This is a genomic window from Calothrix sp. NIES-2098 (assembly GCF_963875125.1).
Taxonomy (GTDB): domain Bacteria; phylum Cyanobacteriota; class Cyanobacteriia; order Cyanobacteriales; family Nostocaceae; genus Aulosira.
Map to the genome: position 1 here is coordinate 4503153 of NZ_CAWNKJ010000001.1, position 24397 is coordinate 4527549.

At 42.1% G+C, this 24397-nt stretch carries 13 protein-coding genes and 3 tRNA genes; 5 read left to right on the top strand and 11 right to left on the bottom strand.

The features are described from left to right. The first annotated feature begins 99 nt into the window (after positions 1 to 99). The 3 genes from AACU33_RS18800 to AACU33_RS18810 all read left to right on the top strand — a co-directional run bounded on the left by AACU33_RS18800 (position 100) and on the right by AACU33_RS18810 (position 7684). Positions 100 to 6078: a trifunctional serine/threonine-protein kinase/ATP-binding protein/sensor histidine kinase gene (locus AACU33_RS18800; RefSeq protein WP_339376135.1), complete on the top strand. Its 5979-nt coding sequence runs from the start codon at positions 100 to 102 to the stop codon at positions 6076 to 6078. A gap of 80 nt (positions 6079 to 6158) precedes the next feature. Next, a complete protein-coding gene (gene pnuC, locus AACU33_RS18805) occupies positions 6159 to 6728 on the top strand; it encodes a nicotinamide riboside transporter PnuC (RefSeq protein ID WP_096590107.1) in 570 nt (189 codons plus the stop codon). Beyond that, positions 6692 to 7684: an AAA family ATPase gene (locus tag AACU33_RS18810; RefSeq protein WP_339376136.1), complete on the top strand. Its 993-nt coding sequence runs from the start codon at positions 6692 to 6694 to the stop codon at positions 7682 to 7684. Before pnuC ends, AACU33_RS18810 begins: the two co-directional genes overlap by 37 nt. 68 nt (positions 7685 to 7752) lie before the next feature. On the opposite strand, the gene AACU33_RS18815 is transcribed toward AACU33_RS18810, so the two are convergent. The 9 genes from AACU33_RS18815 to AACU33_RS18855 form a co-directional block, all read right to left on the bottom strand. Then, positions 7753 to 7826 (bottom strand) — tRNA-Glu (locus AACU33_RS18815). A 102-nt stretch (positions 7827 to 7928) separates the two neighbouring features. Beyond that, a tRNA-Ser gene (locus AACU33_RS18820) sits at positions 7929 to 8004 on the bottom strand. 101 nt (positions 8005 to 8105) lie between these two features. Next, positions 8106 to 8181: transfer RNA gene (locus AACU33_RS18825), tRNA-Met, on the bottom strand. Between the two features lie 63 nt (positions 8182 to 8244). Then, the gene (locus AACU33_RS18830; protein WP_096590109.1) at positions 8245 to 9399 is read right to left on the bottom strand and encodes an SDR family NAD(P)-dependent oxidoreductase; all 1155 of its coding nucleotides are present in this window, start codon (positions 9397 to 9399) and stop codon (positions 8245 to 8247) included. A 79-nt stretch (positions 9400 to 9478) separates the two neighbouring features. Further along, positions 9479 to 10570: a pentapeptide repeat-containing protein gene (locus tag AACU33_RS18835; RefSeq protein ID WP_096590110.1), complete on the bottom strand. Its 1092-nt coding sequence runs from the start codon at positions 10568 to 10570 to the stop codon at positions 9479 to 9481. A gap of 30 nt (positions 10571 to 10600) precedes the next feature. Then, positions 10601 to 11737, bottom strand: a complete 1137-nt coding sequence (locus AACU33_RS18840) for a vWA domain-containing protein (RefSeq protein ID WP_096590111.1) — start codon at positions 11735 to 11737, stop codon at positions 10601 to 10603. A gap of 59 nt (positions 11738 to 11796) precedes the next feature. Beyond that, positions 11797 to 12798, bottom strand: a complete 1002-nt coding sequence (locus AACU33_RS18845) for an AAA family ATPase (protein ID WP_096590112.1) — start codon at positions 12796 to 12798, stop codon at positions 11797 to 11799. Between the two features lie 795 nt (positions 12799 to 13593). Next, positions 13594 to 14703 (bottom strand): HEAT repeat domain-containing protein, encoded by a 1110-nt coding sequence (locus tag AACU33_RS18850; RefSeq protein ID WP_096590113.1) that lies wholly within the window; start codon positions 14701 to 14703, stop codon positions 13594 to 13596. Between the two features lie 366 nt (positions 14704 to 15069). Then, positions 15070 to 18720, bottom strand: coding sequence for a HEAT repeat domain-containing protein (locus tag AACU33_RS18855; protein WP_096590114.1), 3651 nt, complete (start codon positions 18718 to 18720; stop codon positions 15070 to 15072). 494 nt (positions 18721 to 19214) lie between these two features. On the opposite strand from AACU33_RS18855, the gene AACU33_RS18860 reads away from it, so the two are divergent. Beyond that, positions 19215 to 19436, top strand: a complete 222-nt coding sequence (locus AACU33_RS18860) for a hypothetical protein (protein ID WP_096590115.1) — start codon at positions 19215 to 19217, stop codon at positions 19434 to 19436. Between the two features lie 76 nt (positions 19437 to 19512). After that, a complete protein-coding gene (locus tag AACU33_RS18865) occupies positions 19513 to 19884 on the top strand; it encodes a hypothetical protein (RefSeq protein ID WP_096590116.1) in 372 nt (123 codons plus the stop codon). Positions 19885 to 19942: 58 nt separating this feature from the next. On the opposite strand, the gene AACU33_RS18870 is transcribed toward AACU33_RS18865, so the two are convergent. Both AACU33_RS18870 and AACU33_RS18875 read right to left on the bottom strand, forming a co-directional pair. Then, on the bottom strand, positions 19943 to 22081 hold the full coding sequence (locus AACU33_RS18870; RefSeq protein WP_096590117.1) for a hypothetical protein: 2139 nt from the start codon (positions 22079 to 22081) through the stop codon (positions 19943 to 19945). Positions 22082 to 22193: 112 nt separating this feature from the next. Next, the gene (locus tag AACU33_RS18875) at positions 22194 to 24347 is read right to left on the bottom strand and encodes a tetratricopeptide repeat protein (RefSeq protein ID WP_096590118.1); all 2154 of its coding nucleotides are present in this window, start codon (positions 24345 to 24347) and stop codon (positions 22194 to 22196) included. Between the last annotated feature and the right edge of the window lie 50 nt (positions 24348 to 24397).

The following is a 24397-nucleotide window of genomic DNA, read 5'->3' on the forward strand; positions in this document are numbered from 1 at the left end:
TTTCTCATTAAACTTCCCATGTAAATTTTGCCTTTGGCTTAAAGATGACTTGATATCTCTGGGAATACTAGATCGATAAATGACTATGATGAGCGCAATATGGTTAGCACTCTTGTTAGTATTCCCGGATATCGCATCATTGAAGAACTCTACAATGGTTCCAGAACGCTAGTTTATCGAGCAGTTCGAGAAACTGACTCATTACCAGTAGCCATTAAACTACTAAAAAATCCTTATCCCAGCTTCCATGAACTCTTGTCGTTTCGCAATCAGTACACCATTGCCAAAAATCTCAACTCACCTTTGATTGTTCAAACCTATAGCCTCGAACCTTACCAAAATGGTTATGCACTGGTAATGGAAGACTTTGGCGGGACTTCTCTCAAAAATTATTTTGCTAACGTAGAGACGTTACATATAACGTCTTTACAGGAATTTTTACAAATAGCAGTGGCACTCTGCAATACATTAGATATACTCTACCGCGATGCCTGCGGCGGGCAAAGCCTACGCATTATTCATAAAGATATTAAACCCAGCAATATATTAATTAATCCCGAAACCAAACAAGTTAAACTAATCGACTTTAGTATTGCATCTTTATTACCACGAGAAACACAAACTCTAGTTAATCCCAATGTGTTGGAAGGAACACTAGCTTATATTTCTCCAGAACAAACAGGGAGAATGAATCGCGGGATTGATTATCGCACAGATTTCTATTCTCTGGGTGTAACTTTTTATGAATTACTCACAGGAGAATTACCTTTTGCGTCAAATGACCCAATGGAATTAGTGCATTGTCACCTAGCTCAAACTTCCCCATTAGTACATGAAATAAATTCCAAAATTCCTGCGGTCATTTCCCGAATTATCAGCAAATTAATGGCGAAAAATGCTGAAGATAGATATCAAAGTGCATTGGGATTGAAATACGATCTAGAAAATTGTTTAGCGCAACTCCAAAAAACTGGTAGGGTTGAGAGTTTTGAAATCGCAACAAGGGATGTGTGCGATCGCTTCCTTATTCCTGACAAAATCTATGGACGAGAAACTGAAGTTCAAACCCTGCTGCAAGCATTTGATAGAGTAAGTCTTGGCGCAACCGAAATGATTCTCGTTGCTGGGTTTTCAGGGATTGGTAAAACTGCGGTTGTGAATGAAGTGCATAAACCGATTGTCAGACAACGGGGCTATTTTATCAAAGGCAAATATGACCAATTTCAACGCAACATTCCCTTATCTGCATTTGTGCAGGCATTTCGGGATTTGATGGGACAATTATTAACAGAAAGTGATGTCCAAATTCAGCAATGGAAAACTAAAATATTAGATGCTGTTGGTGAAAATGGTCAAGTAATTATTGAAGTCATTCCCGAACTATCAAGAATTATTGGCGAACAACCACCAGCGATAGAGTTATCAGGAACAGCGGCAGAAAATCGCTTTAATTTATCATTTCACAAGTTTACCCAAGTCTTTACAAGTGCATCACATCCCTTAGTAATATTTTTGGATGACTTGCAATGGGCAGATTCGGCATCGCTGAAGTTAATGCAGCTATTAATGGCTGATACAAGTAATCTTTTTATCATTGGTGCATACCGCGATAACGAAGTCAACACAGGACATCCATTAATGTTGACTTTGGATGAAATTGCGAAATCACAAGCAAATATTAATACAATTACTTTAGCACCACTGAGTCAAGTGCAAGTAAATAAGTTAATAGCTGACACGCTCAAATGTTCAGAAGATGTAGCATGGGATCTTTCTGTATTGATTTATCAAAAAACCAAGGGAAATCCATTTTTTGCCACACAGTTTCTTAAAGCATTACATCAAGATGGATTAATTCAATTTGACTTTGAGTTAGGCTGTTGGCAATGCAATCTATCAAAAGTGACGGCTCAAGCAGTTACAGATGACGTTGTAACTTTCATGAGTTTGCAACTGCAAAAATTACCGCGATCGACTCAAGATGTCTTGCAGTTAGCTGCTTGTATTGGTAACTCTTTTGATTTAGTAACTTTGGCAATTGTTTCGCAGCAATCAGAAATTGAGACGGCTGCGGCTTTGTGGAAAGCTTTGCAAGAAGGGTTGATTTTACCAATTGGTGATATTTATAAGTTTTATCAACAAGAGTCATTAGTCATTAGTCATTGGTCACTAGACAACAGCGAACAAATGACCCTTACGGGTACTCTTCGAGAACCCCTTCGGGGAACGGCAGTTGCTACTCTGCGAGAAGCCGCGCAGAGCGCGTCTACAAGTCGGGGAACCCGACAACAGTCGCTTCAAGTCGGCAAAGCCGCCCACAGCGCTGTCTCCCCAACGCACTGCCTCACAAATGACCAAGGAAAAATCACAGTTTCTTACAAATTCTTACACGATCGCGTCCAGCAAGCCGCCTATTCCCTAATTCCCGATGACCAAAAACAGGCAACTCATTACCAAATCGGAAAGCTACTGCTGCAACAGATTTCCGCACAAGCAAGAGAAGACCGGATTTTTGAAATCGTCAATCAACTAAATCACGGAACTGCTTTAATTACCCAACTAACAGAACGAGAAGAATTAGCTCGACTCAATTTAATTGCCTGCCGCAAAGCCAAAACTTCAACCGCCTATCAAGCAGCCCGTGAATATGCCACCGCGGGATTATCTTTGTTGGGAGAGCAAGCTTGGCAACAGCACTATGAAATGACCATCGCTTTCCATGAAGTAGCGGCAGAAGTGGCAATGCTGGGCGGTGATTTTGAGGCGATGGAACAGTTCATTAATATTGTCATCGAACAGGCTCATGACTTACTAGAAAAGGTCAATGTTTACCGCATTAGGATTCAAGCCAAGGTTTCCCAAATGCAATTTACTGAAGTATTGGGCATCGGCATTAATCTCTTACAACAATTGGGGATAAAGATTACCGAATCACCCACAATGGCAGATATTCAGCAATCAATCCAAGAAATTAGCGAATTCATTGACGACCAAAAAGTTGAAGATTTTGCCGATCTCCCTGTCATGACCGATGCCAACAAAATAGCCATTACCCAAATCGCCAGCAGTATCATGGCAACTGCTTACAGCTGTGGCTCTCTTTTGTATCCATTATTAACGACCTTGGTCGTCAAATTATCTCTACGACACGGAAACATCTCTGTTTCTGCTACTAACTATGCTTGCTACAGTCTGGTTCTCTGTAACATCAAGAAAGATATAGATTCAGCTGCACAGTTTGGCCAGTTAGCATTGCATCTCGCTTCAAAATTCGATGATAAAGCACCGAAACCTGAAGTATTTTTGCTGCTAGGTGGTTATATTCTCCACCGAAACTATCACATTGCAGAAACTTTACCCGTCTTGAAGGAGGGCTACACGCTGGGGCTAGAGATTGGCAACCTTGAATATGCTGGATATTGTGTTCAAACTTTCTGCCGGAATGCTTTTTACTGCGGTCAACCCCTTGCTGAGTTGGAGCAAAATACACGCAATTACTATCATGCTTTAGTGCAATTGAAGCAGTTAGGATCGGCAAATGCCTGTCTGATCTATTGGCAAGCAATTTTAAATTTACTGGATTTTGCAGAGCATCCCATTATTTTTTCTAGCTCTGCACTCCAAGAGACAGAATTTCTGCCTCTGCTGCGGTCTGCAAATGATTGGCATGGCTTATATATGTTTTACTCATATAAGTTGACCCTTGGCTTTTTGTTTGGGGAAGTTGAGGCAGCAAACAACCTTGCGCTTGAGTGCAGAAACTATTTCATGGGAGGTGCAAGTACAGTTGGCGAACCTGCATTTTATTTCTATGATTCTTTGATTGCTCTAGCACAATTGACTCAACGCTCAGGCGAAGTATCAACCGCATTAGAGCGAGTAGCAGAAAACCAAACTCTTTTACAGCACTGGGCGCACTATGCCCCAATGAACTATCAGCATAAGGTTGATTTGGTAGCAGCTGAAAAATGTCGAGTTTTAGGACAAAAAACCGAAGCAATTGAGCTATATGACCAGGCAATTTCTCTTGCTAAAGCCAACGAATATATCCAGGATGAAGCCCTTGGCAACGAACTAGCAGCAAAGTTTTACCTAGATTGGGGTAAACAGCGCATTGCTGGGGAGTACATGATTGAAGCTTACTATGGCTATGCTCGCTGGGGTGCAAAAGCCAAAGTCGCTGATTTAGAAAAACGCTATCCCCAATTACTCGCTCCAGTATTACAGCAAACTCGTTCGACCCTTTCCACTCATGAAACTATCTTTGCTGTGGGGACTGTCACTTCCACTTCTGCCAATTCTAGCAGCAGTGTCTCCGATACCCTAGATTTAAAAGCGATTCTCAAAGCTTCCCATACTATATCCAGTGAAATCGAACTGGAAAAATTGCTTGCATCGTTACTAAGAATCGTCATCGAAAATGCGGGGGCTGATAAATGTGTATTAATGCTGTTACGAGACGATCGCCTGTTAATTAAAGGATCTATCTCCCAGGGAACACAGCCAGTTGTGTTGCAGAACCTTCGGGTTGAAGATAGTCAAGATATTCCCCACAAACTAATTTACAAAGTCAAGCACAGCAATCAAACTGTTGTCCTGATGGATGCGACAGCAGATCCGCTTTTAGCCAATGACCCGTATATTGTGCGTCAACAGCCTAAAAGTATCTTGTGTAGCCCGATTTTGCATCAAGGCAAGTTGATGGGGATTTTATATTTAGAGAATAATTTAACTACAGAGGCGTTCACGAGCGAACGCGTGGAACTCCTCAATCTACTTTGCGCTCAAGCCGCAATTTCCCTGGAAAATGCTCGTCTTTATGAGCAAGCCCAACAAATGCTAGGAGAACTGAGTGCCAGCAAAGCCCGCTTTCAAAAGCTGGCGGATAATCTTCCTGGCATGATTTACCAGCTTTGCCTCGCTCCCGATGGTTCTGTTTCAATTCCCTACATTAGTCCGGGCTGCGCGGCTCTATATGAAGTGCCACCCGAAGATTTCTTGACAGGTATCGCACATTTTCGGATGCTCGAACATCCAGAAGATAGCCCAGCCCTCACCCAAGCGTTCATTGATTCTGCCGAGACTCTCACAGCTTTTGAGCAGGAATGGCGCATTATTACCACCTCTGGCACTGTGAAATGGGTGCAGGCGGCATCAAGACCGGAACGGCAAGCCGACGGCTCGATCGTTTGGGATGGCGTGATGATGGATATTAGCGATCGCAAACAAGCAGAACTTGCCTTGCAACAAGCGCAATTACAAATAATTCAAAGTGAGAAAATGTCTGCATTGGGCAACTTAGTTGCAGGTGTCGCTCATGAAATGAATAATCCTTTGGGTTTTATTGCTGCCAGTATTAAACAAGCTAAACCCACTATCGCTGATATTGTGGAGCACTTAAAACTCTATCAAGAAACTTGCTCAGAGCAAAATGAAGAAATCACAGAACATGCTCAAGAAATTGACTTGGAATATAGCTTAGAAGACTTACCCAAAATGCTTGATTCCATGACTATGGCATGTGACAGGCTCAAAAATATCAGCACTTCACTTCGCACCTTCTCCCGTGCTGATAAAGATTACAAAGTGCCTTTTAACATTCACGAAGGCATTGATAGCACTATTCTTATTCTCAAACATCGTCTCAAAGCCAATGAACAACGTCCGGCAATTGAAGTATTGACTAACTACGGTAATCTACCACAAATAGAATGTTTTCCTGGGCAATTAAACCAGGTATTTATGAATATTATGGCAAATGCTATTGATGCATTAGAAGAGGCGAATATTGGACGAGATTTTGCACAAATCAAAGCTCACACTAACCAAATTATCGTTACAACTTCGATAGAGAATCATTTAGCTAAAATCACCATTACTGATAATGGTAAGGGAATGAGTGAATCAGTAAAATCAAAAATATTTGACCATTTATTTACTACCAAAGCTGTAGGAAAAGGGACAGGATTGGGGCTAGCGATCGCCCGTCAAATCGTTGAAGAAGCTCATGGTGGAAAACTGAGTTGCAAATCTGTTCTGGGTGAAGGAACAGAATTTAGCATTAAAATTCCAGTGTAAATTTTTTCTCTTGTTTATCGAAGTTGCATCTAAGACTGCTACTGCTTCACCTCCTGTCCACTGCCTATTGCTTTATCCTAATGAGTCAAATTGAAATTATTGCGGCGCTGTTTGGTTTAATCAGTGTTTGGTTAACTGTTAAAGAAAATATCTGGTGCTGGCCTACAGGCTTGGTGATGGTGTTTCTGTACATCTTCATTTTCTACGAAGCCCGTTTGTATTCAGATGCAATTCTGCAAGTGATTTATGTCTTTTTGCAAATCTACGGTTGGTACGCTTGGCTACATGGTGGAAAAGATAGAGGTGAACTTCATGTAACTCGTATTACCCGCTTGGGTGCAATAGTTTGGGGTGGAGTAGCAATTGCAGGTAGTTTCAGCCTGGGTTTTGTTATGCATCGCTACACCGATGCAGCATTACCTTACTGGGATGCTGCCATTACTGTTATCAGCTTAGTTGCGCAGTGGTTGATGGCGAAGAAAATTTTAGAGTGCTGGCTACTGTGGATTACAGTAGATATACTGGCTATTGGGGTTTATGCAGTTAAAAAACTTTACCCTACAACTGGGCTGTATGCGGTGTTTCTTGTGTTAGCGGTGCTGGGATATTTAACATGGAACAAGGCTTGGAAAAAGCGGCTACTGGTATGATTCTCGGCAAATTTATGCCGCCGCATTTGGGACATCAGTACCTTGTTGATTTTGCCCGCAACTATGTTAACCATCTCACAGTTTTAGTTTGCTCGATTAAATCTGAGCCAATTCCCGGACATCTCCGCTATGGTTGGATGCGAGAGATGTTTCCCGATGTGAATGTGGTGCATGTAACTGATGAAAATCCTCAAGAACCACAGGAACACCCGGATTTTTGGCAGATTTGGCATGATACTATTCGCCGGGTGTTACCAACTGGCCCTGACTATGTATTTGCATCGGAAGATTATGGTTGGAAGTTGGCAGAAATATTGGGCGCAAATTATATTCCAGTAGACCAGGCTCGTAGTCTTGTTCCAATTTCAGGAACGAAGGTAAGAGAGAATGCGATCGCTCACTGGCATTATATCCCGCCTTGTGTCCGTCCTTATTTCCTGCGCCGTGTTTGCATCTTCGGGCCGGAATCTACAGGTAAATCAACCTTGGCGCAGAATTTGGCAGCGCATTACAACACAGTTTACGTTAGCGAGTATGCCCGTGGTTGGCTAGATCCTAAAGAAGGTAGATGTGATTTTGCAGACATCGAAATGATTGCTAGGGGACAGATTGCTTCTGAAGATGCATTAGCTAGGCAGGCAAACCGCGTCATGTTCTGCGATACTGACTTGATAACAACTACCATTTGGAGTGATGTGCTGTTTGGTAAATGCCCTCAGTGGATTTATCGTGAAGCAGAACAGCGCCAGTATGATTTGTATCTGGTGCTAGATGTAGATGTGCCTTGGGTTGATGATAATCAGCGCTACCTACCTCATATGAGAATAGAATTTCGCGATCGCTGTATTCAAGAATTGCGATCGCGAAATAGGCGCTACGTTCTCATTAGCGGTTCCTGGGAAGAACGCTTCCACAAAGCTTGTGCAGCAGTAGACGAAATCATACATTCTGCATAGCAACGACGGGAATTGCACCCGCATCTCCTGGTCTACTCCAAGGAATTTTACTATTTAAACTACGTTGCTGGTGGCAGCGAACCGAATCAAACGGTTGTCACCTCCGTGAAAGGGAGGTGCTTTACCACTAAGCTACACTGCCAGGTAAATTCATACCCTACTCTCTCAAATCATAGCAACGACGGGAATCGCACCCGCATCTCCTGGTAAACTCCAAGGAATTCTACTGTTTGAACTACGTTGCTGGTGGCAGTGAACCGAATCAAACGGTTTTCATTCGTGTTTAGCAGACACGCGCTTTACCATTAAGCTACACTGCCAGGTAAATAGATATCCTATTGTCACAAAAATAGCAACGGCGAGATTCGCACCCGCATCTCCCGGTAAACTCCAAGGAATTCTACTGTTTGAACTACGTTGCTGGTAGCAATGAACCGAATCAAACGGTTTTCATTCGTGTTTATGAGACACGCGCTTTACCATTAAGCTACACTGCCTTGGAAGAGTCATTGGTCATTTGTCATTAGTTATTTCTCCACGTCCTCGCGTCTCCGTTCGTGTTACCAGTCTATTTCCATATAATCTTTGAATAATTTAGCAAAAGGGGTTTTTCCTTCATTGATTCCCAAATAAATGGAGTCACATATGCGTGCAGCCGCATCAATAATATCAAAGGGCGGATTTACACCGCGTTCTTGCATGGATTTTGCTTGCTGATAAGGATGTTGAAAGCTTATCCATCCTGGGTCTACTGCATTCATAAAAATACGGTGTTTCGCATATTCTTTGGCACAGGTGCGAGTCATTTGATTGAGTGCAGCTTTTGCCATGTTGGTGTGGGGATGTCGCCAAGGTTTATCAACGTCGTTAAATCGTCCCTCCATTGAAGAAACGTTGATGATATATTTGGAGTTTTCTTTTTGGTGGCTCATTAAAGGCTTGAGTCTGCTATTAATGACAAAAGGTGCGATCGCATTAATTATATGCACTTCCAATAATTCCAAAATACTCACTTCATCATCTTTCATCAACCAGCTATTAAACGGGCGCAGGTCAAGCTGTTGTCCATCTTCGCTATACATTCCTGGGGGAAATAAAGCGGAATTATCTTCCTTATCTTCGGGAATCAGGGGAATTTGCGAGAGAAAAGCTGAGTTTTCTGATTGTACTTCTTGATTGGTTAACCCTGGAGTCAAATTATCTGATGTACGAGTATGACTAACCAAAGCTTGCAATTCTGGAGGCAAATTCTGCAAAGGTAATGATTCAAACTCAATTAAATGCTGATAAAAAGCAGGCGGACGGCGTACTGTTTGCGCGGCGTTATTAATAATGATGTCGAGTCGAGGATAAAATTTCAGGATATGTTGAGTAAATTGTTCAACACTGTGGAGATGACGTAAATCTAGCCCATAAATTTGCAAACGATTTCGCCATTGTTGAAAATCTGGTTCAGCTGCAAATCGTTTCGCTGCATCGTGAGGAAAGCGAGTTGTCACTATCACAGCAGCACCATCTCGCAACAATCTCAAGGCTACAGCATAGCCAATTTTTACCCTAGCGCCTGTGACAACAGCTATCATCCCCTGCAAATCAGCAGTTTGCTGACGTTTGCTGTAGTTGAGATTCCCACACTCAACGCAGAGTCCAGTGTAAAAGTTATGTGGTTGTGAAAAAGTTGCTTTGCAAACAATGCAACGTTGTTGCTTAGTCATTTGTCAGTTGTCATTTGTCATTGGTGGGCATTTCTGTCCTTCCTTCCCACACTCCCCACACTCCCCATACTCCCTCATCTTACTTATACTTCGTCCCATTGGGCATAATTGCACCTGTTAATCTAGCGCTACTAAGTTCAGCACCTAAGATATTTGCACCTAAGAGGTTTGCATTCATCAGATTTGCTCGGTTGAAGTCAGCACCTAAAAGGTTTGCTTCTTGAAAATTTGCACTTTGTAAATCTGCTTGACTGAAATCAGCGCCAATTAGATTTGTTTTGTAAAAGTTTGATTCTCTGAGTTTTGTACCGCTGAAGTTAATACCATTAAGATTAAATCCACTAAAATTAAATCCCCAAAGCTGAGAGTTTTTCCAATTAGCTCCGCTTAATTCAGCTTCATTGAGGTCAGGTGCTAGCAGGATGATATTAAACAAATTAGCCTTGTTAAATTTTGCGCCACTAACTTTTGTGTCATATAAATTTGCACCACTCAGGTTTGCTGCTATGAGATTAGTTTTGGTAAGATTGGCAGCGTTTAAATCTGCTCTGCTCAAGTTTAATCCAGTCAGATTTAATTCGCTGAGATTAGCTCTAATTAACTTAGCTCCGCCTAGTTTTGCGCCACTCATATCGGCTTGGTGAAAGTCGGCTGCTTCTAAATTTGCATAAGTAAATTTGCATTTACTAAGATTCGCTTTTCTAAAGTTAGCTTTGGTGAGATTGGCTTTCAAAAAATTTACTTTATGCAGGATAGCTTGGCTAAAATCAAATTCACTTAAATCTGTGCGGCTGAGGTTTGCACCATCAAGATTTGCACTTTGCAAAATAGCCGCAGTTAAGTTTGCACCATTGAGATTTGCATTACTCAAATTTGCACCACTCAAATTTGCGCCGCTAAGGTTAGCTTTGTAGAGTTTAGCTCCACTTAAATCTGCACCGCTTAAATCTGCCCAACTTAAATCTATTTGGCGAAAGTTGACTCGTTTAAGGTTAGCTCCCTTCAGGTTGACTTCACTTAAATTCAACGCTAAATATTCACTAAATTCTTCTTCAGGTATACATTCTAAAAGTTGTAAATCATTTGCTCTCCATTCATTCCAAACAGCAACACCTTCTGCTAGTAGAGAGAGCAGTTCGGTTTGAGTTAAGGAATCAGGAGTATCTGACATAGCAAGATTTCCAACAAAAAGATGTTTTGACTATACAGACAATAGTCTTACAGCTTCACCAAAGGGGAATTGTTCTAAGTCTAGCCCACCAGGAGTAACTACCCACAACACGGGGAGAGTTGGTGGTTGTTGAGGAAATGTACCATAGCCATCTGTGAGGTAAACACAAACACCACTACTGTACCAGTCATGTTGCTCGTTGACTTTATCAAAGAAAGGAACAAAAGACGTTCCACCACCACCTACAGGTTTGGGAAGGGGACTATCTGTGGTAAGTTCATAAGGGCCATAAGCTTCGGCATCAACGTAATAAAGTTGACACTTAAGATGAGGGTAAGAATTGAGAATTCCTACAACCTCGCTGAAGAAAAGCCGCAGTTCTGACTCGCCTACAGAACCACTGGTGTCAACAGCGACAAATACTTGCACTGTTTCACCTTCAAATGCTTCTAAGTAAAGCCGTTGCCAGATAAAGCGACGGTCGAAGCCTGTAAAATCTGTGGGCGTGCGCACTAAATAGCGCCAGAGATAAGAACGCCAATCTAATTGTGCTTGAGTTACTGCTGTGAGTTCTCGCTGAATTCCTGCTGGGATACTACCTTGATTATTACTGCTACGGGCAACTGCGATCGCCTGTTGCATCGCATTTCGCCAATGGGTTTCTAAAGCTTTCTGTCGCGCTTGATCTAAACTACCGCAAGATTTCCCATCTACGGCTTCATGCAATAAGTCAGCTTCGCATTGAGGACAAGTTTTATGGTCTTTCAGTAGCAGTTCATAAATCTCTTCTACGCTTAAATGCTCTAACTGGTAGTCGCGCAAAGCACCCGCAGGAAGTTCAAAATTGTGCTGCTGGGCAATCATTCCATTAACTACAATATCAGCAGCGACATTCCACAACTTGCGTTCTCTAGAACCACAACGGGGAACATGGAGCAAGGCGGCGTGCAAGACTTCGTGTAATAATAAGCCGTCGAGTTGGGGAGAGGAGAGCGAACTTACAAAGTCTGCATTAATATAGATATCTTCCCCATCTGTAGCCGCAGTAGGAACGCTTTCGGTAATTAACACTCGTGCAAACAATGCCAAAGTTGCAAAAAACGGCGACTTCATTCGCAACCGCAGCATAGAAGCGCTAATTAATTTTTCTAAGTTGTCATTAGTCATTGGTCATTTCTCCCCACGCCCCCCACACTTCCCACACTCCCCACACTCCCCACACTCCCTCATAGCCCCATCAACTCTTGAAAGTCCTGCATAAATTTTTGAAGTTTGGGGTCTTTTTGTACTAACTGCGCTAACGCACCAATTTGTTTTTTACTGCGCATACTGCGGAATAAATCCGTTGCAAATAACTGTACCCATTCCATTGCTGCTGCTTGGGAAATCCAGGTGAAGGCGTTGTGTGCGTGGTTCGCTGATTCGGCGCGGAGGGCTAGAGCTATAGTTGTTGCATAACGAGCAGATGGTTCAGTCGGAAATTTAATTTGCTCGGCTTTACCCAAAAAGATATCAGTTAAATCAGGTAAGTTTTGATACAGTGCAATGAAAGCATTAAATTCCGCAGTTGTTCCCACCCCTACAGCAGGTGTAATATCCAGTCCGGCTGCGTGTAATTGACTCGCCATTACCCAAGAACGGGGGGAAGGCCAAGATGGCTGCTGAGGATCGATTTTATGCAACAAGCTGGGACGGAAAGAAAGAAAAGCAATTATTTGTTCGTGAACTCCTGTAGATAGAGCGTATGCTTTGAAACTATCAAAATCCGCTTCGACTTGCAGGTGCAAAAAGCGGTTAGCTAAGGGCGAAGGCATATCAAACACGGCTGCACGGTCTTCTTTACGGTTGCCAGCAGCCCAGACAAACCAACCCTCCGGTACTACATAGGAGCCAACGCGACGGTCAAGAATTAGCTGTTGCGCTACACCTTGCATCGCTGGGGGAGCCATATTTAATTCATCGAGAAATAGAATACCTTTACTATCACGAGGTAAAAATTCCGGCGGATACCATTTAGAAATACCGTTTTCAGCTACAGGTAAACCGCGTAAGTCTGTAGGCGCAAGTTGAGACAGGCGCACATCCACAAAATCGATTTGATGTTTGCGCGCAAGTTGAGCCACAATGCTAGATTTACCAATCCCAGGCGCGCCCCAAATCATCGTACTGAGAGATAGATTTTTACTCAATAAGTTATCAAGGTAAGCTTTGAGGTCTGCTGGTGTCATGGTTATGATAATTTTTCCGATAATTTATTGTTTTTTGTTTTGTGTGATATTGCCTTAATACAGCCTAAAAAAACTGTAGATATCCAAAAAATGGTTAAAAATAGCCATATTACAAAGAATTACAGCGCGATCGCGTGCCCACATTTCTAGCACATAAATTTAGGAATGATAAAATCTCAGGCTATTGCCCCTTGAACGCCTCATTCATTTGCGCAATCAGTTTGAGTTTGTATTACAATTATACTACAACAATAAATTTGTTGAATCATTCGTCTTACAGTCAAATATCTGCTATCTATTGCATTGTTGAGATGGCAAGCGAGAGGACAGATTGCTTTCCTTCCTCATCGCCTCAACGCAGAGATAAAAATGCGATCGCAGTCAGTGCGAAAGCTGGTGTCTGAGCAATTGCACGTAGAATTAATGTAGTAAATTAGTTTGGCGTTGGTCAAAAGACAGCCGCCTGCAATATTAAAACATCGGGCTGTTATGTTAACGCGTCGGTCTGTTATATTAACGCGTCGCGCTGTGATGTTAAAACATCGGTCTGTTATATTAACGCGCCGTGCTGTGATGCCAAAACATCGGTCTGTTATATTAACGCGTCGGGCTGTGATGCTAATACATATACTTGCAAGTCGTAGCCGCAGGCTAGCGGCTTAATGCAGTATATGGGATGAGCGATCGCATTTGCTGTTTCTCAGTGTGTGTTAAGTAGATGAGCAAGAATATTTACAGTCATTGCGATCGCAACTCTACCCTGCGGGAACCCTCTTTGAGGCAATGGAACTGGTGCTACACCTGACTATCTTTGATTTCTTCCAATGCTTTTGCGGCAATTCTACGTACCTCAGAATCAGGATGTTGCAAAGCTTGAATCAATGATGCTACCGCTTGACTATCTTGAATTTTTCTTAATGCATAAATAGCACTAAAACGCAAATCAGCATCATCATCTTGCAAAGCTTGAGTTAATGCTGCTACCGCTTGGCTATCTTTGATTTTTCCTAATGCTTCTACGGCAGTGCAACGCACCCAATAATCAGGATCGTGCAAAGCTTGAATCAACGCTGTTACCGCTTGACTATCTTGAATTTTTCCTAATGCTTCTACAGCAGCGCAACGCACCCCATCATTAGGATCGTGCAAAGCTTGAATCAATGCTGCTACCGCCTGACTATCTTGAATTTTTCCTAGTGCTTGTGCGGCACTGCTACGCACATCAGAATCTTGGGCATTCAACGCTTCAATTAATAATGTTAGCACTTGGCTGCTTTTGAAGTTACCTAATGCTTTTGCCGCATATTTACGTATCCAAGACTCAGGATCGTACAAAGCTTGAATTAATGGTACTACTGCTTGGCTATCTTGAATTTTTCCTAATGCTTCTGCGGCATATCTACGCACCCAAAAATCAGAATCTTGCAGGGTTTGAATTAATGGTGCTACTGCTTGGTTATCCTTGATTTCTCCTAATGCTTCTGCGGCAGTTCTACGCACATCAGAATCAGGATCGTGCAAAGCTTGAATTAATGGTACTACAGCTTGTTTATCTTGAATTTTTCCTAATGCTGCTGCGGCACTACTACGTACCCAAAAATTAGAATCTTGCAAAGCATGAATCAATGGTGCTACTGCTTGGCTATCTTTGATTTCTCCTAATGCTTCTGCGGCATTTTTACGCACCTTAGAATCAGGATCTTGCAAGGCTTGAATCAATTGGGAGGTGTTACACACAGCTTTTAGCTTGTCTTGAAAATCAGCGTTGATTGAATAATTTGACTGATTAAAAGCTAATATTGTTGCTGAAGCTGTATGAATAATCAGTATATTAGCGATGCCTATCGGCAAGCTGTGCAACGCAAGCAAAATAATTACCCATAAACAAGGCAATCTTGAATGCATAGGCTGACATTGTTAATGCATCGCCCTACATTGTTAATGCATCGGCTGAAAACAGTATATGTAAGGTGAGTAGGTTGAGTTAAGCGCAGCGCAACCCAACATAAATTTCAGAAACTCAATATAGATGCTGGGGTTGGGTTTCCTTACGTCAACCCAACCTACATTATACTTCTTGCACGAATACAAAACTTACCCTCATCCCCCAGCTCCTTCTCCCAATTTCGGGAGAAGGGGAGCCGATATCAAAGTCCCTCTCCCAAGCATGGGAGAGGGATTTAGGGTGAGGGTAAAGATTCATGCAAGAGGTCTATTTTTTTGCAACATTTTAGGCGTGTCACGCTAGTAGCGTGCGTTATCGACGAGATATTATCTGTGAAAATCCAAGATGATGCCATCCTTTGCACGCATATAAAGTACTGGTGTAGCAAAATCGCGTTGATTTAATCCGATTTCTTGAGAGATGGCGTTGCGGGTTGTTTGGATAGCAGCGTCTACAGGATAGCCGAGAGCCAGGGTGCGGTAAAATTCATCAGCAAAAATCTTGGCGGTGGTGTCACGGATAGAATATTGCATCGCCACTACCGCAGGGATTCCTCGTTGTACGAGATTGGGTGCGATTCCGGCAAAGATTTGCTGTTCTGACACTTCTGCGCCTTGACAGGAATTGAGTACAGCTAACCCCAAGCTACGGTAGCCTAAGAAGAAATTGGCGAAACTTTCTTCATCCATCAATTTAGCTTGCTTATTGTCATCTTCTAGGGCAATGTAGCCTTTGTTGTCTTTAAAAACACCATGCCCGATGAAGTGGAATATATTATAGGATTTTTCGCGTAGCTTTTGATTAATGTTGCGGGTGGTAGCTTCTTTGATAATATCTAATTCTATTTGACCTGCGTTGATGTGTGTTTCCAGCGCTGAGTTAATCAGCGTTGCTTCGCCAGTTGCGTCTAATGGAGCTAAGTCAGTAGGAGATGAAATGACGAGTAGCACTTTTAGGGGTAACTTAGCGGTTTTGATATCGCGTTTTAGCAGAGGAACATCAATATAGCGAGAAAGCACTGTTTGGATGTTGTTTCCTAAAAAGGTATTGGTTTCTGCGTCATAGAGGAATTCCCAGGGGAGTGCGGCTAATTGGGGAGATTGAAATATTAAGCGCAAACGAACGCTTTCTTGTTTTGCTTGTGCCCCTGCTATTGTGGCATGGAAGCGAGCGTTAATTTGGTTGGGAAACAGCGCTTGGTAAAGTTGGTTTCCTAATTTTTTGAGTAATTTATCATTTGTTTTGTTCAACTCAATCAGTTCTAAGGCTAGTTCAATTTCGTTCATGTCTAAGCGGAATTCAGCCGAAACATCACCTTGTTCTGAAGAGGCGCGAATTTGGTGATTTTTATCAACTAATATTTGAAAGTCTTGGTATTTCATTATTTTCAATTCTGTTTGAGTTGCGTTTTCAATTGAAGGGGAATGAAAAATTTTATGGTTATAAAACTTGTAACGCTCTTGAATCTTGGAAATGACATGCTTTGCATCGTCTACCCCTGTTAATCGTAACTTCCACATTTCAGGAAGTATTTCAGAACTAGAAATCTCTCCTAATGCTTCTGTGGCAAGAGTACGCACCAAAGGATCTTGATCGTGCAAAGCACTAATCAATGGTGCTATCGCCTGGCTATCTTTGATTTTTCCTAATGCTTCTGCTGCTCTCCAACGAACTTCTGATTTTTCATCTTGTAAGGCTGCAACTAGGGGATTAACTGCATCTTTATTACCTATATTCCCCAATGCTTCTGCGGCTCTCCAACGAACTTCTGAGTTTTCATTTTGTAAAGCTGTAATCAGAACATTAATTGCAGGTGATGCTATATTACCAATTTGTGCTAATACTTCTGCAACTCTCCAACGTACTTCCGAATTTTCATCTTGTAATGCATTCATTAATAAATAAATGGCTGTTTTGTTACTTAATCTGATTAAAGATTTAGTAGCGGCTACACGAACATCGCTTTTTTGATGATTTAATAAAGAAATACCATCTTTGATCAGTTTCTCATATTCACTAGCTTCTAATTTTTTGTGGATATCAATCTCAAGGTATTCATCCTTTAAACCAGGAGTGGAAAAATTTTTATTAGACTTATTAGAATTTAAATATTTGTTTCCAATATCAACAGAATTGATTTTATTAAACAATTTGAATAGTTTGTAAATATGTAAAGACTTTATAGCATAAATTGCAGCTTCAGTACCAATTTCATCTAATGCAGTCATTGCACTAAAACGGACATCTTCATCTTCATCATCTAAGACATCAATTAGTGGATTAACAGCAGATAAGTTACCGATTTTTCCCAATTCTGATGCTGCTCTTTTACGAACGTCAGGATGTTTACTTTTTAAAGCAGAAATAAGATTATTTACAGCAAGTTTATTATTAAATTTAACTAATACATTTATCACTTGATAGCGAATATAATATTCTTCATCATTTACAAGATTACTTAGGATATCTATTGCGGCTTTATTACCAATTTTAACCAAAATATCTACAGCATTAATACGAATATCATCTAATATTTTTGACTGTAAATAATAATCTAAATAATTTACAACATACTCAGAGCGAGTGATATCTAAAAGCTCAATCCTAAGTAATTCAGGAATAGTTAAATTTGTAATTAAATCAATAGCTTTTGCTTGGAAATCTTGCCTCACCTCCCCCGCTAACCTTGCCCCTAACTTCAAATCTACCTCTAAAGCTAACTTCACCACCCCTACTGCTTGCGCTTCTTTCTCCACTAAAGCCAACATCAGCGCTAAAGGTTCTGTCCACTTTAAATAATTGAGATAATCCCGCTTCAACTTTTCATTACTAATATGGGGAAGCTTCTGAAGTAGGCATTCCGCAGCGTAGTATTCCTGAATCAGCTGGTGGCGAAACTCTATTTTTTCATTGCTACTAATTTGGATTAAATGATGCTTGAGTAAATCTTTCAGCAATTCTTTGGCGCGAGTAGGCGGATAATCAACTTTTCCTTCCAGAAACTTCGTCAAAATTTCTTCCGCCTCAAGCCTATCAATGATGACTCGCAATTCTGTTGGCGTTTCTCCTTGCATTATGGTGAAAGCCAATGCTTCTAATGATTGCTTCCACCAGCCGCGCAACTCCTCAACTACTCGAACATCATCTTTGATTTTGCCGACATAAAATTGCGTAAACTGTCGAAACACCAAACCTAAATTTGGCGGTATATCGTTTGTGTGTTGAAATAACTCACACAGCATCCACAGCAGCAAAGGCGTTTCCCCAAAGGAACGCAATCTTTCACCTAACCGCTGTAGCATTTCCTCACCTGTTTCCGTCAAATAGGCGCGGATAAACTGCTGCATCTGCTCCTCCGTTAGGGGTTGCATTTCCAGCTTTTGCTCAATTCCCAAATCGCCACCTACCCCCAAATCTCGCGTAGTGAAAATCATTGGCGTTTTGGGGTGATTTTCCCGAAAAGTTTTTAACTCCCGCCTTGCTTCATCATTGGGTAACTCGTTTACCCCATCCACAAGCAGCAAAAATTGCCGGTTACGCAACAAGGTTTTGATTTTTACATCTATATATAATCCATGCCGATGCAAAAAATTTTGTATCAAATCTAGCACAGAAGTTGTGTATTGCCGCAACTCCACCAGCACGGGTATGCACCCCGAATCGCCTAGAGATTTTGCTTTCTCTGCTTCTTCCAACAACAGCCGCGCTAAGGCTGTAGATTTGCCTGAACCTGGTTTCCCTACAAGTAATACATGATTCTCTGCATATTTACGTAACCCTTCCTGCACTGGTAAGCGTTCTGTTTTCTCCTGGGTGTCACCTCGGTTGTCTTGCTTTGGCGACACTGTTGCTACCATCAAGCCCTCAAACGGTGAGTTTTGTCTACGCCCTTCTACATCTGTAATGGTGTATTTTTGCCACCAATGTTGGTAAGTGTCGCAGACTGATTCTAGGTAATGTTGAAAATCAACGTTCATGCAGGAAGTTGACTGATTAAGGGCTAAAATTGTTGCTTAAGCTGTATGAGTAATTAGTATAAGCTCAAATTTTAGACGGATGGGTAAGGGTACGGCATTGCCCATTGGTGTCAACTTAACGTGAAACCCGTTTGGTTGCAAGGTTTCGCCCTCACCCCCAGCCCCTCTCCCACCGGGAGAGGGGAGCAAGAGATTTAATTCCCCTTCTCTTGGGGGAGAAGGGGTGAGGGGATGAGGGCGAGGGTTTTTGTACAACACGCGCCGTATATAGCTTTTAGCTTAAGTTGACAGGTATGGTGGGTGCCGTGCCACTACAAAGAATTTATCTGTCGCCAATATTATTTGAATTGGTATTACACTAAAGCGAATGCAGTATACAAAAAGAGCGATCGCTTTTTCTACCCTTGTTACACAATGCAACCATGCGCGATCGCCATATTATTACAACTAAATAGCAGCACTTCACGCTTGTATTATTAACGCGTCGGGCTGTGATGCCAAAACATTGGGCTGTTATATTAACACGTCGGGCTGTGATGCCAAAACATCGGGCTGTTATATTAACGCGCCGTGCTGTGATGGCAAAACATGGGGCTGTTATATTAATGCGTCGGTCTGTGATGGCAAAACATCGGGCTGTTATATTAACGCGTCGGGCTGTGATGGCAAAACATAGACTAGCCAAGCATTACCAACTCTCTCTCTTCTTGTTTTAGCTGAATATTTCAGCTTACTGCTATTTTTTTTGTTGTAATGGGCACATTAAATATATAGTCTACTACTTAACTATCTATGGTTCTTCAAAACACAACAAATCGTTTGCGCCCTATAATCATTAGTCAAGATGTTGACTCATTGAACGGTTTGCAAGCCATCGACACTTATGACACATCCCGTGCTGATGCTTCTGTTGCACACCTACAGCAAGCTTATCAGGCGATGATTGTGCAGCAAAAAGCGGAAACTGAGAAACTAGCTTTTTATCGTGCGGCTGCTGATGCTGCGAGATTGGCAGAATGGGAATTCCATAATGCGATATTAGCGATGAAAGAAGTTGTCCGCGGACAATATGGCTCAGATAGCGATCAAGCACAAGCAGTAGGATTGAAGAAAAAATCAGACCGCAAGCGTCCCAGCCGCAAAAAGTCGGTTGTTACAAGTTGATATCAATTTGCCACGTAGGGGCGGGGAAACCCGCCCATAAACTGATAATTTGTTCTTATTAACAATCAATCCAAGCTTGTAGGTAATCGCGCAGAGATGCTACCTGTACTTTCTCAACTACTTGTTGGGCTTTATTGAGTCGATCTAAAGCGACATACTGCTTCACCAAGCGAGTGTATTGGTGGGCGCGATCGTTTTCATCGGCTACTTGCATATATTCGTTGACTTGAATGATGCGGGTTTCGGGGTCGGCAATTTGTTGTGCTAGCGCAAAGGCGCGATCGAGTAATACAATTGCATCTTCATTGCGTCCCAGTTGCGCATAGGTTTTGGCGATCGCTAATAATTTTGTCGCTTGTCTATCTGGTAGCGTTTCTACTTCCACCACTTGCAACGCAGCATCAAAGACGTAGTTTGGCAGTGCCTGTTGGAAAATAACATCATAGCTCTCTTGTCGCTGAGAGTCTGAATTTGCTTGAGCTATTGTTAAGGCAGCAGTATATTGTCTGTGTTGGATAAAATAATCAACAATCTGCCTGAACAAAAGACCGCGATTAACTTCATCTTTTACTTGCTGCACTGTTTGAATGGCTTGTTGCAGGAAAGATTGTGTCTGTGCTGCATCTTTTAAACGCAGATATGCCTGAGCGATCGCTGCTAGTGCTAAGGCTTTCTGCTCAATAATTTCTAAAGCTTGTGCTTGGGCAATTGCGATTTGAATTAAACTGGTGAATAGTTCCTGTGTAGGTGCGTTGGCTGCAAGTTCTACCCTTGTTAATACTTGATATGGGGTGGTTACAGTATTATCAATTTGTTTAACTACTTCAATAGCTTGATGCCATTGTTTAGTATTAGCATAAGCAAGCGCAATTTCTTTTAAGCTCAGATTGCGTTCTTCTGGCCAAATATGATGAGGAATTTCTTTTGCTACTTCTAGCGCTTTGTCTAGGTTTTGCGAACGCAGCAACTCTTCCACAATTCGTCGATACCAACTTGGCAGATCGTAAAATTCGGTGTTATTTTTCACCACATTTAAAACTGCGATCGCCAAATTATATTGTTGTGCATCAATAGCAGATTGCAGAATATATCCAAGGTAAGGGCCAACCTCAATCGCAGGTTTTGAGTGAATCAAATCTGTGAGTTGAGCAAGAACTTGTTGCACCTGCTGAGATTGATTAGCTTTGGCGTAAGCAACAGCAATTGCAGTCAATGCAGTAATCTTTGCTCCCTCCTCAGCGAGTCTTTGGGCTGCATTGAGAGCAATGGTGAGTTGACTTGTTGTGCAATAAGTTTGAATTAGTCTTGCTTGTAAGCCTGCGGCGTACTGTTCTTTCGCCACCAGTTTCAGTGCTTTGGCAAACAGGCGATTACCCAGTCGGGGTTGATCGTGAGTCGCCCAATACACAGCCATGTCCACTAAAGCAAAAGCTTGGGATTCAGAACTGTGAATTTTGGCGGTGACAGCCTGGGCTAAATGTAAATCTTCTCTAGCGATCGCATCGCGCACGACTTCTTGATAAATTGAGTTTTCGTGATATTCATTGCCAATTGTTTCAGCTATTGCCAAAGCGCGTCGTGCTGCACCAGATCTGGTATACAGGAATGCGATAGACTCTAGATGATTTCCTCGCGCGTAGTAATCACTTGGAAGTTGTTCCACAGCTGTCAAAGCTAGAGTCAGTCCTGCTTGCACTTCGAGTTTTTGTTGGAATCGCAGCCATGCTAGTTGAATCAATTCATCAGCGCGACTTCCGACATCGGGAATTTGCTGTATTGTTTCAGTAGCTTGTTGAAGTGCGATCGCAGCCAGATCGGTTCGTCCTAGAGTTTGATAAGCTTCTACAAGTTGTTTTAAATGTGAGACGGCAAAAGTATTTACGCCCAAATTCAGCGCATACTGCTGCACCTTCAACAGCCACTCAATCCACCGATCTTGCTCTTGGCGCGGGAGTTTAGTTAACGGTTGAAAGACAATGTATTCATCGACAATCAGAGAAAAAAGACTAAATTGCTGTTGTTCGGGATTGTTGAGAACTGCAAGTACCGCACGATCGAGAATTTGATGGCATAGTTTCAGCGCTTGGTCATACTGCTGAGTACTGATGAATTGCAGCACATCATTGGCAGCCTCACTAATTTTCTCGGCAAGAAGAATTTGGTAAATTTCTGGGGATATTTGCAGAGTAGATGTCATTGTTGGGGGTATTTGGTTTACTACTATGAGTTATCAGTAGATTGCGAACTTTTACTCAAAAAATTAAACATATCGTATGGTGGGCACTGCCCACCATACATAGGTTATCTATTTAACAATCAATCCAAGCTTGTAGGTAATCGCGCAGAGATGCTTCCTGCACCTTCTCAACTACTTCTTGGGCTTTATCGATTTGTTGTAGCGCCACATACTGCTTCACCAAGCGGGTGTATTGGCTGCGGCGATCGTTGTAATCGGGTTCTGGTGTATTCTCGTAACGGATAATTGTGCGGCTTTCGGGATCGGCAATTTTTTGAGCTACCGCAAAGGCGCGATCGAGGAATGAAATTGCATCTTCATTGCGTTGCTGTAAAGCATAGATATTGGCGATCGCTAACAATGTTGTAGCTTGTCTATCTGGTAGCAATTCTACTTCCACCACTGACAACGCCACATCAACGGCGTAGTGAGAATTTAGCTGATAGAATACGGCATTGTAGACATTATCTTGCAAATAACCAGCTGGATAAGCCTGCGCTATTGTTAGGGCAGCAGTATATTGATTTTGGATAATTAGATAATCGTTAATTTGGGCGAACAGACGACCGCGACTTTGACTTTCGTCATCTTCTACCTGCTGCATTGTTTGGATTGTTTGTTGCAGGAAAGATTGTGCTTGTTCTTCATTTCCCGAACGCAGATATGCAACAGCGATCGCCGCTAGTGCTAAGGCTTTTTGCTCAATCGCTTCTAAGGCTTGTGCTTGTGCAATTGCAGGTTGAATTAAGCTGGTAAATTCTGCTGGTGTCGGTGCAGTCGCCGCTAGTTCCACCCGTGTTAATACCTGATATGGGGTACTGGGGGTATTTTCAATTTGTGTTACAACATCAATAGCTTGGCTCCATTGTTGAGCATTGGCATAGGCGATGCCTGCGGCGACGCCAAAGGCGAGCGCAATTTGTTGCAAACTAGAACTTTGTTCATCTGGCGAAACATAATTAGGAGCTTTTTTTGCTAATTCCAGTGCTTCGTAGAGATGTTGCGAACGCAGCAGCGCTTGCACGAGTTCTCGATACAAACCCGATTTATAAATCAAGTCGCCTTTATTTTTTACCGCATTGAATACCACGATCGCTAAATGATACTGTTGTGCATTGCTAACAGTGCTCATTAGCACGATTTCCCAATTATTTAAACTCTTGAGTTGAGCAAGAATTTTTTGTAACTGCTGGTGTTGGTTGGCTTGTGCGTAAGTCAGAGCAATTTCACTCAATGCTTGAGCCTTGTGTGCATCCTGAGTCAGTCTTTGGATTGCATTGAAAACAATGGTGAGTTGACCTGATGTGCTGTAAGTTTTAATCAGTAAGTATTGTAAGCCTTGGGCGTATTCTTCTTTCGCCACTCGTTTGAGTGCTTTGGCAAACAGGCGATTACCCAATCGGGGTTGATGATGAGTTGCCCAATAAACTGCCATTTCTACTAAAGCATAAGCTTGGTATTCAGCCCCTTGAATTTTAGCTGTAACAGCCTGGGCTAAATGCAAATCTCCTCTTTTAATCGCATCGCGCACAATCTCTTGATAAATTGTGTCAGGGGAATGGTGATTGCCAATTTTGTCGGCTAATGCCAAAGCGCGTTGTACTTCACTCAGTTGAATATATAGGAATGCGATTGATACAAGATAATTTCCGCGAGTGAAGGTATCTTCACTAGGAATTTGTTCAACGGTTGCTATAGCTTGAGTGAGTAATTGTTGGGCTTCGGCTTTTTGTTGGAATTCTAGGCGAATAGATGCTAGTTGAATTAATTGGTCGGCGCGACTTGTGGCGTCAGGAATTTGCTGCGCTGCTGCGGTGGCTTGTTGAAGTGCGCTCTCCACCAGTTCGCTTCGTCCCAAATTTTGATAAATTCTTGCTAGTTGTTTTAAATCTTGGGCAATCCCTACAGGCTGTTCGTGATTCAGCGCATATTGCTGTACTTTCTCTAGCCACTCAATCCACCGATCTTGCTCTTGGCGCGGGAGTTTAGTTAAGGGTTGAAGGAGATTTGCTATTTCATAATAGCCAATGACATAGGAAATCCAATATGATTGTTGTTCGCGGTTGCTCAGGAGTGCAACACGATCGAGAATTTGATGATATGTTTTCAGCGCTTGGTCATAAATCTGGAAACGCACTAATTGCACTGCATGAGCGATCGCTTCATTAATTTTGTCGTAAATAACCGTTTGACGAAGTTCTGGAGAAATTTGCAGGGTAGATGTCATAGTTTGAGGTATTTGCGTTACTACTTGCAGACTTACTACAACTAGCTCAT

Coding starts and splice junctions, on each gene's coding strand:
- AACU33_RS18845 (WP_096590112.1), bottom strand. CDS start 12,798: ATGACACCAGCAGACCTCAAAGCTTACCTTGATAACTTATTGAGTAAA.
- AACU33_RS18865 (WP_096590116.1), top strand. CDS start 19,513: ATGGTTCTTCAAAACACAACAAATCGTTTGCGCCCTATAATCATTAGT.
- AACU33_RS18840 (WP_096590111.1), bottom strand. CDS start 11,737: ATGACTAATGACAACTTAGAAAAATTAATTAGCGCTTCTATGCTGCGG.
- AACU33_RS18875 (WP_096590118.1), bottom strand. CDS start 24,347: ATGACATCTACCCTGCAAATTTCTCCAGAACTTCGTCAAACGGTTATT.
- AACU33_RS18855 (WP_096590114.1), bottom strand. CDS start 18,720: ATGAACGTTGATTTTCAACATTACCTAGAATCAGTCTGCGACACTTAC.
- AACU33_RS18850 (WP_096590113.1), bottom strand. CDS start 14,703: ATGCATTCAAGATTGCCTTGTTTATGGGTAATTATTTTGCTTGCGTTG.
- AACU33_RS18870 (WP_096590117.1), bottom strand. CDS start 22,081: ATGACATCTACTCTGCAAATATCCCCAGAAATTTACCAAATTCTTCTT.
- AACU33_RS18860 (WP_096590115.1), top strand. CDS start 19,215: ATGCCAAAACATTGGGCTGTTATATTAACACGTCGGGCTGTGATGCCA.
- AACU33_RS18810 (WP_339376136.1), top strand. CDS start 6,692: ATGGAACAAGGCTTGGAAAAAGCGGCTACTGGTATGATTCTCGGCAAA.
- pnuC (WP_096590107.1), top strand. CDS start 6,159: ATGAGTCAAATTGAAATTATTGCGGCGCTGTTTGGTTTAATCAGTGTT.
- AACU33_RS18830 (WP_096590109.1), bottom strand. CDS start 9,399: ATGACTAAGCAACAACGTTGCATTGTTTGCAAAGCAACTTTTTCACAA.
- AACU33_RS18800 (WP_339376135.1), top strand. CDS start 100: ATGGTTAGCACTCTTGTTAGTATTCCCGGATATCGCATCATTGAAGAA.
- AACU33_RS18835 (WP_096590110.1), bottom strand. CDS start 10,570: ATGTCAGATACTCCTGATTCCTTAACTCAAACCGAACTGCTCTCTCTA.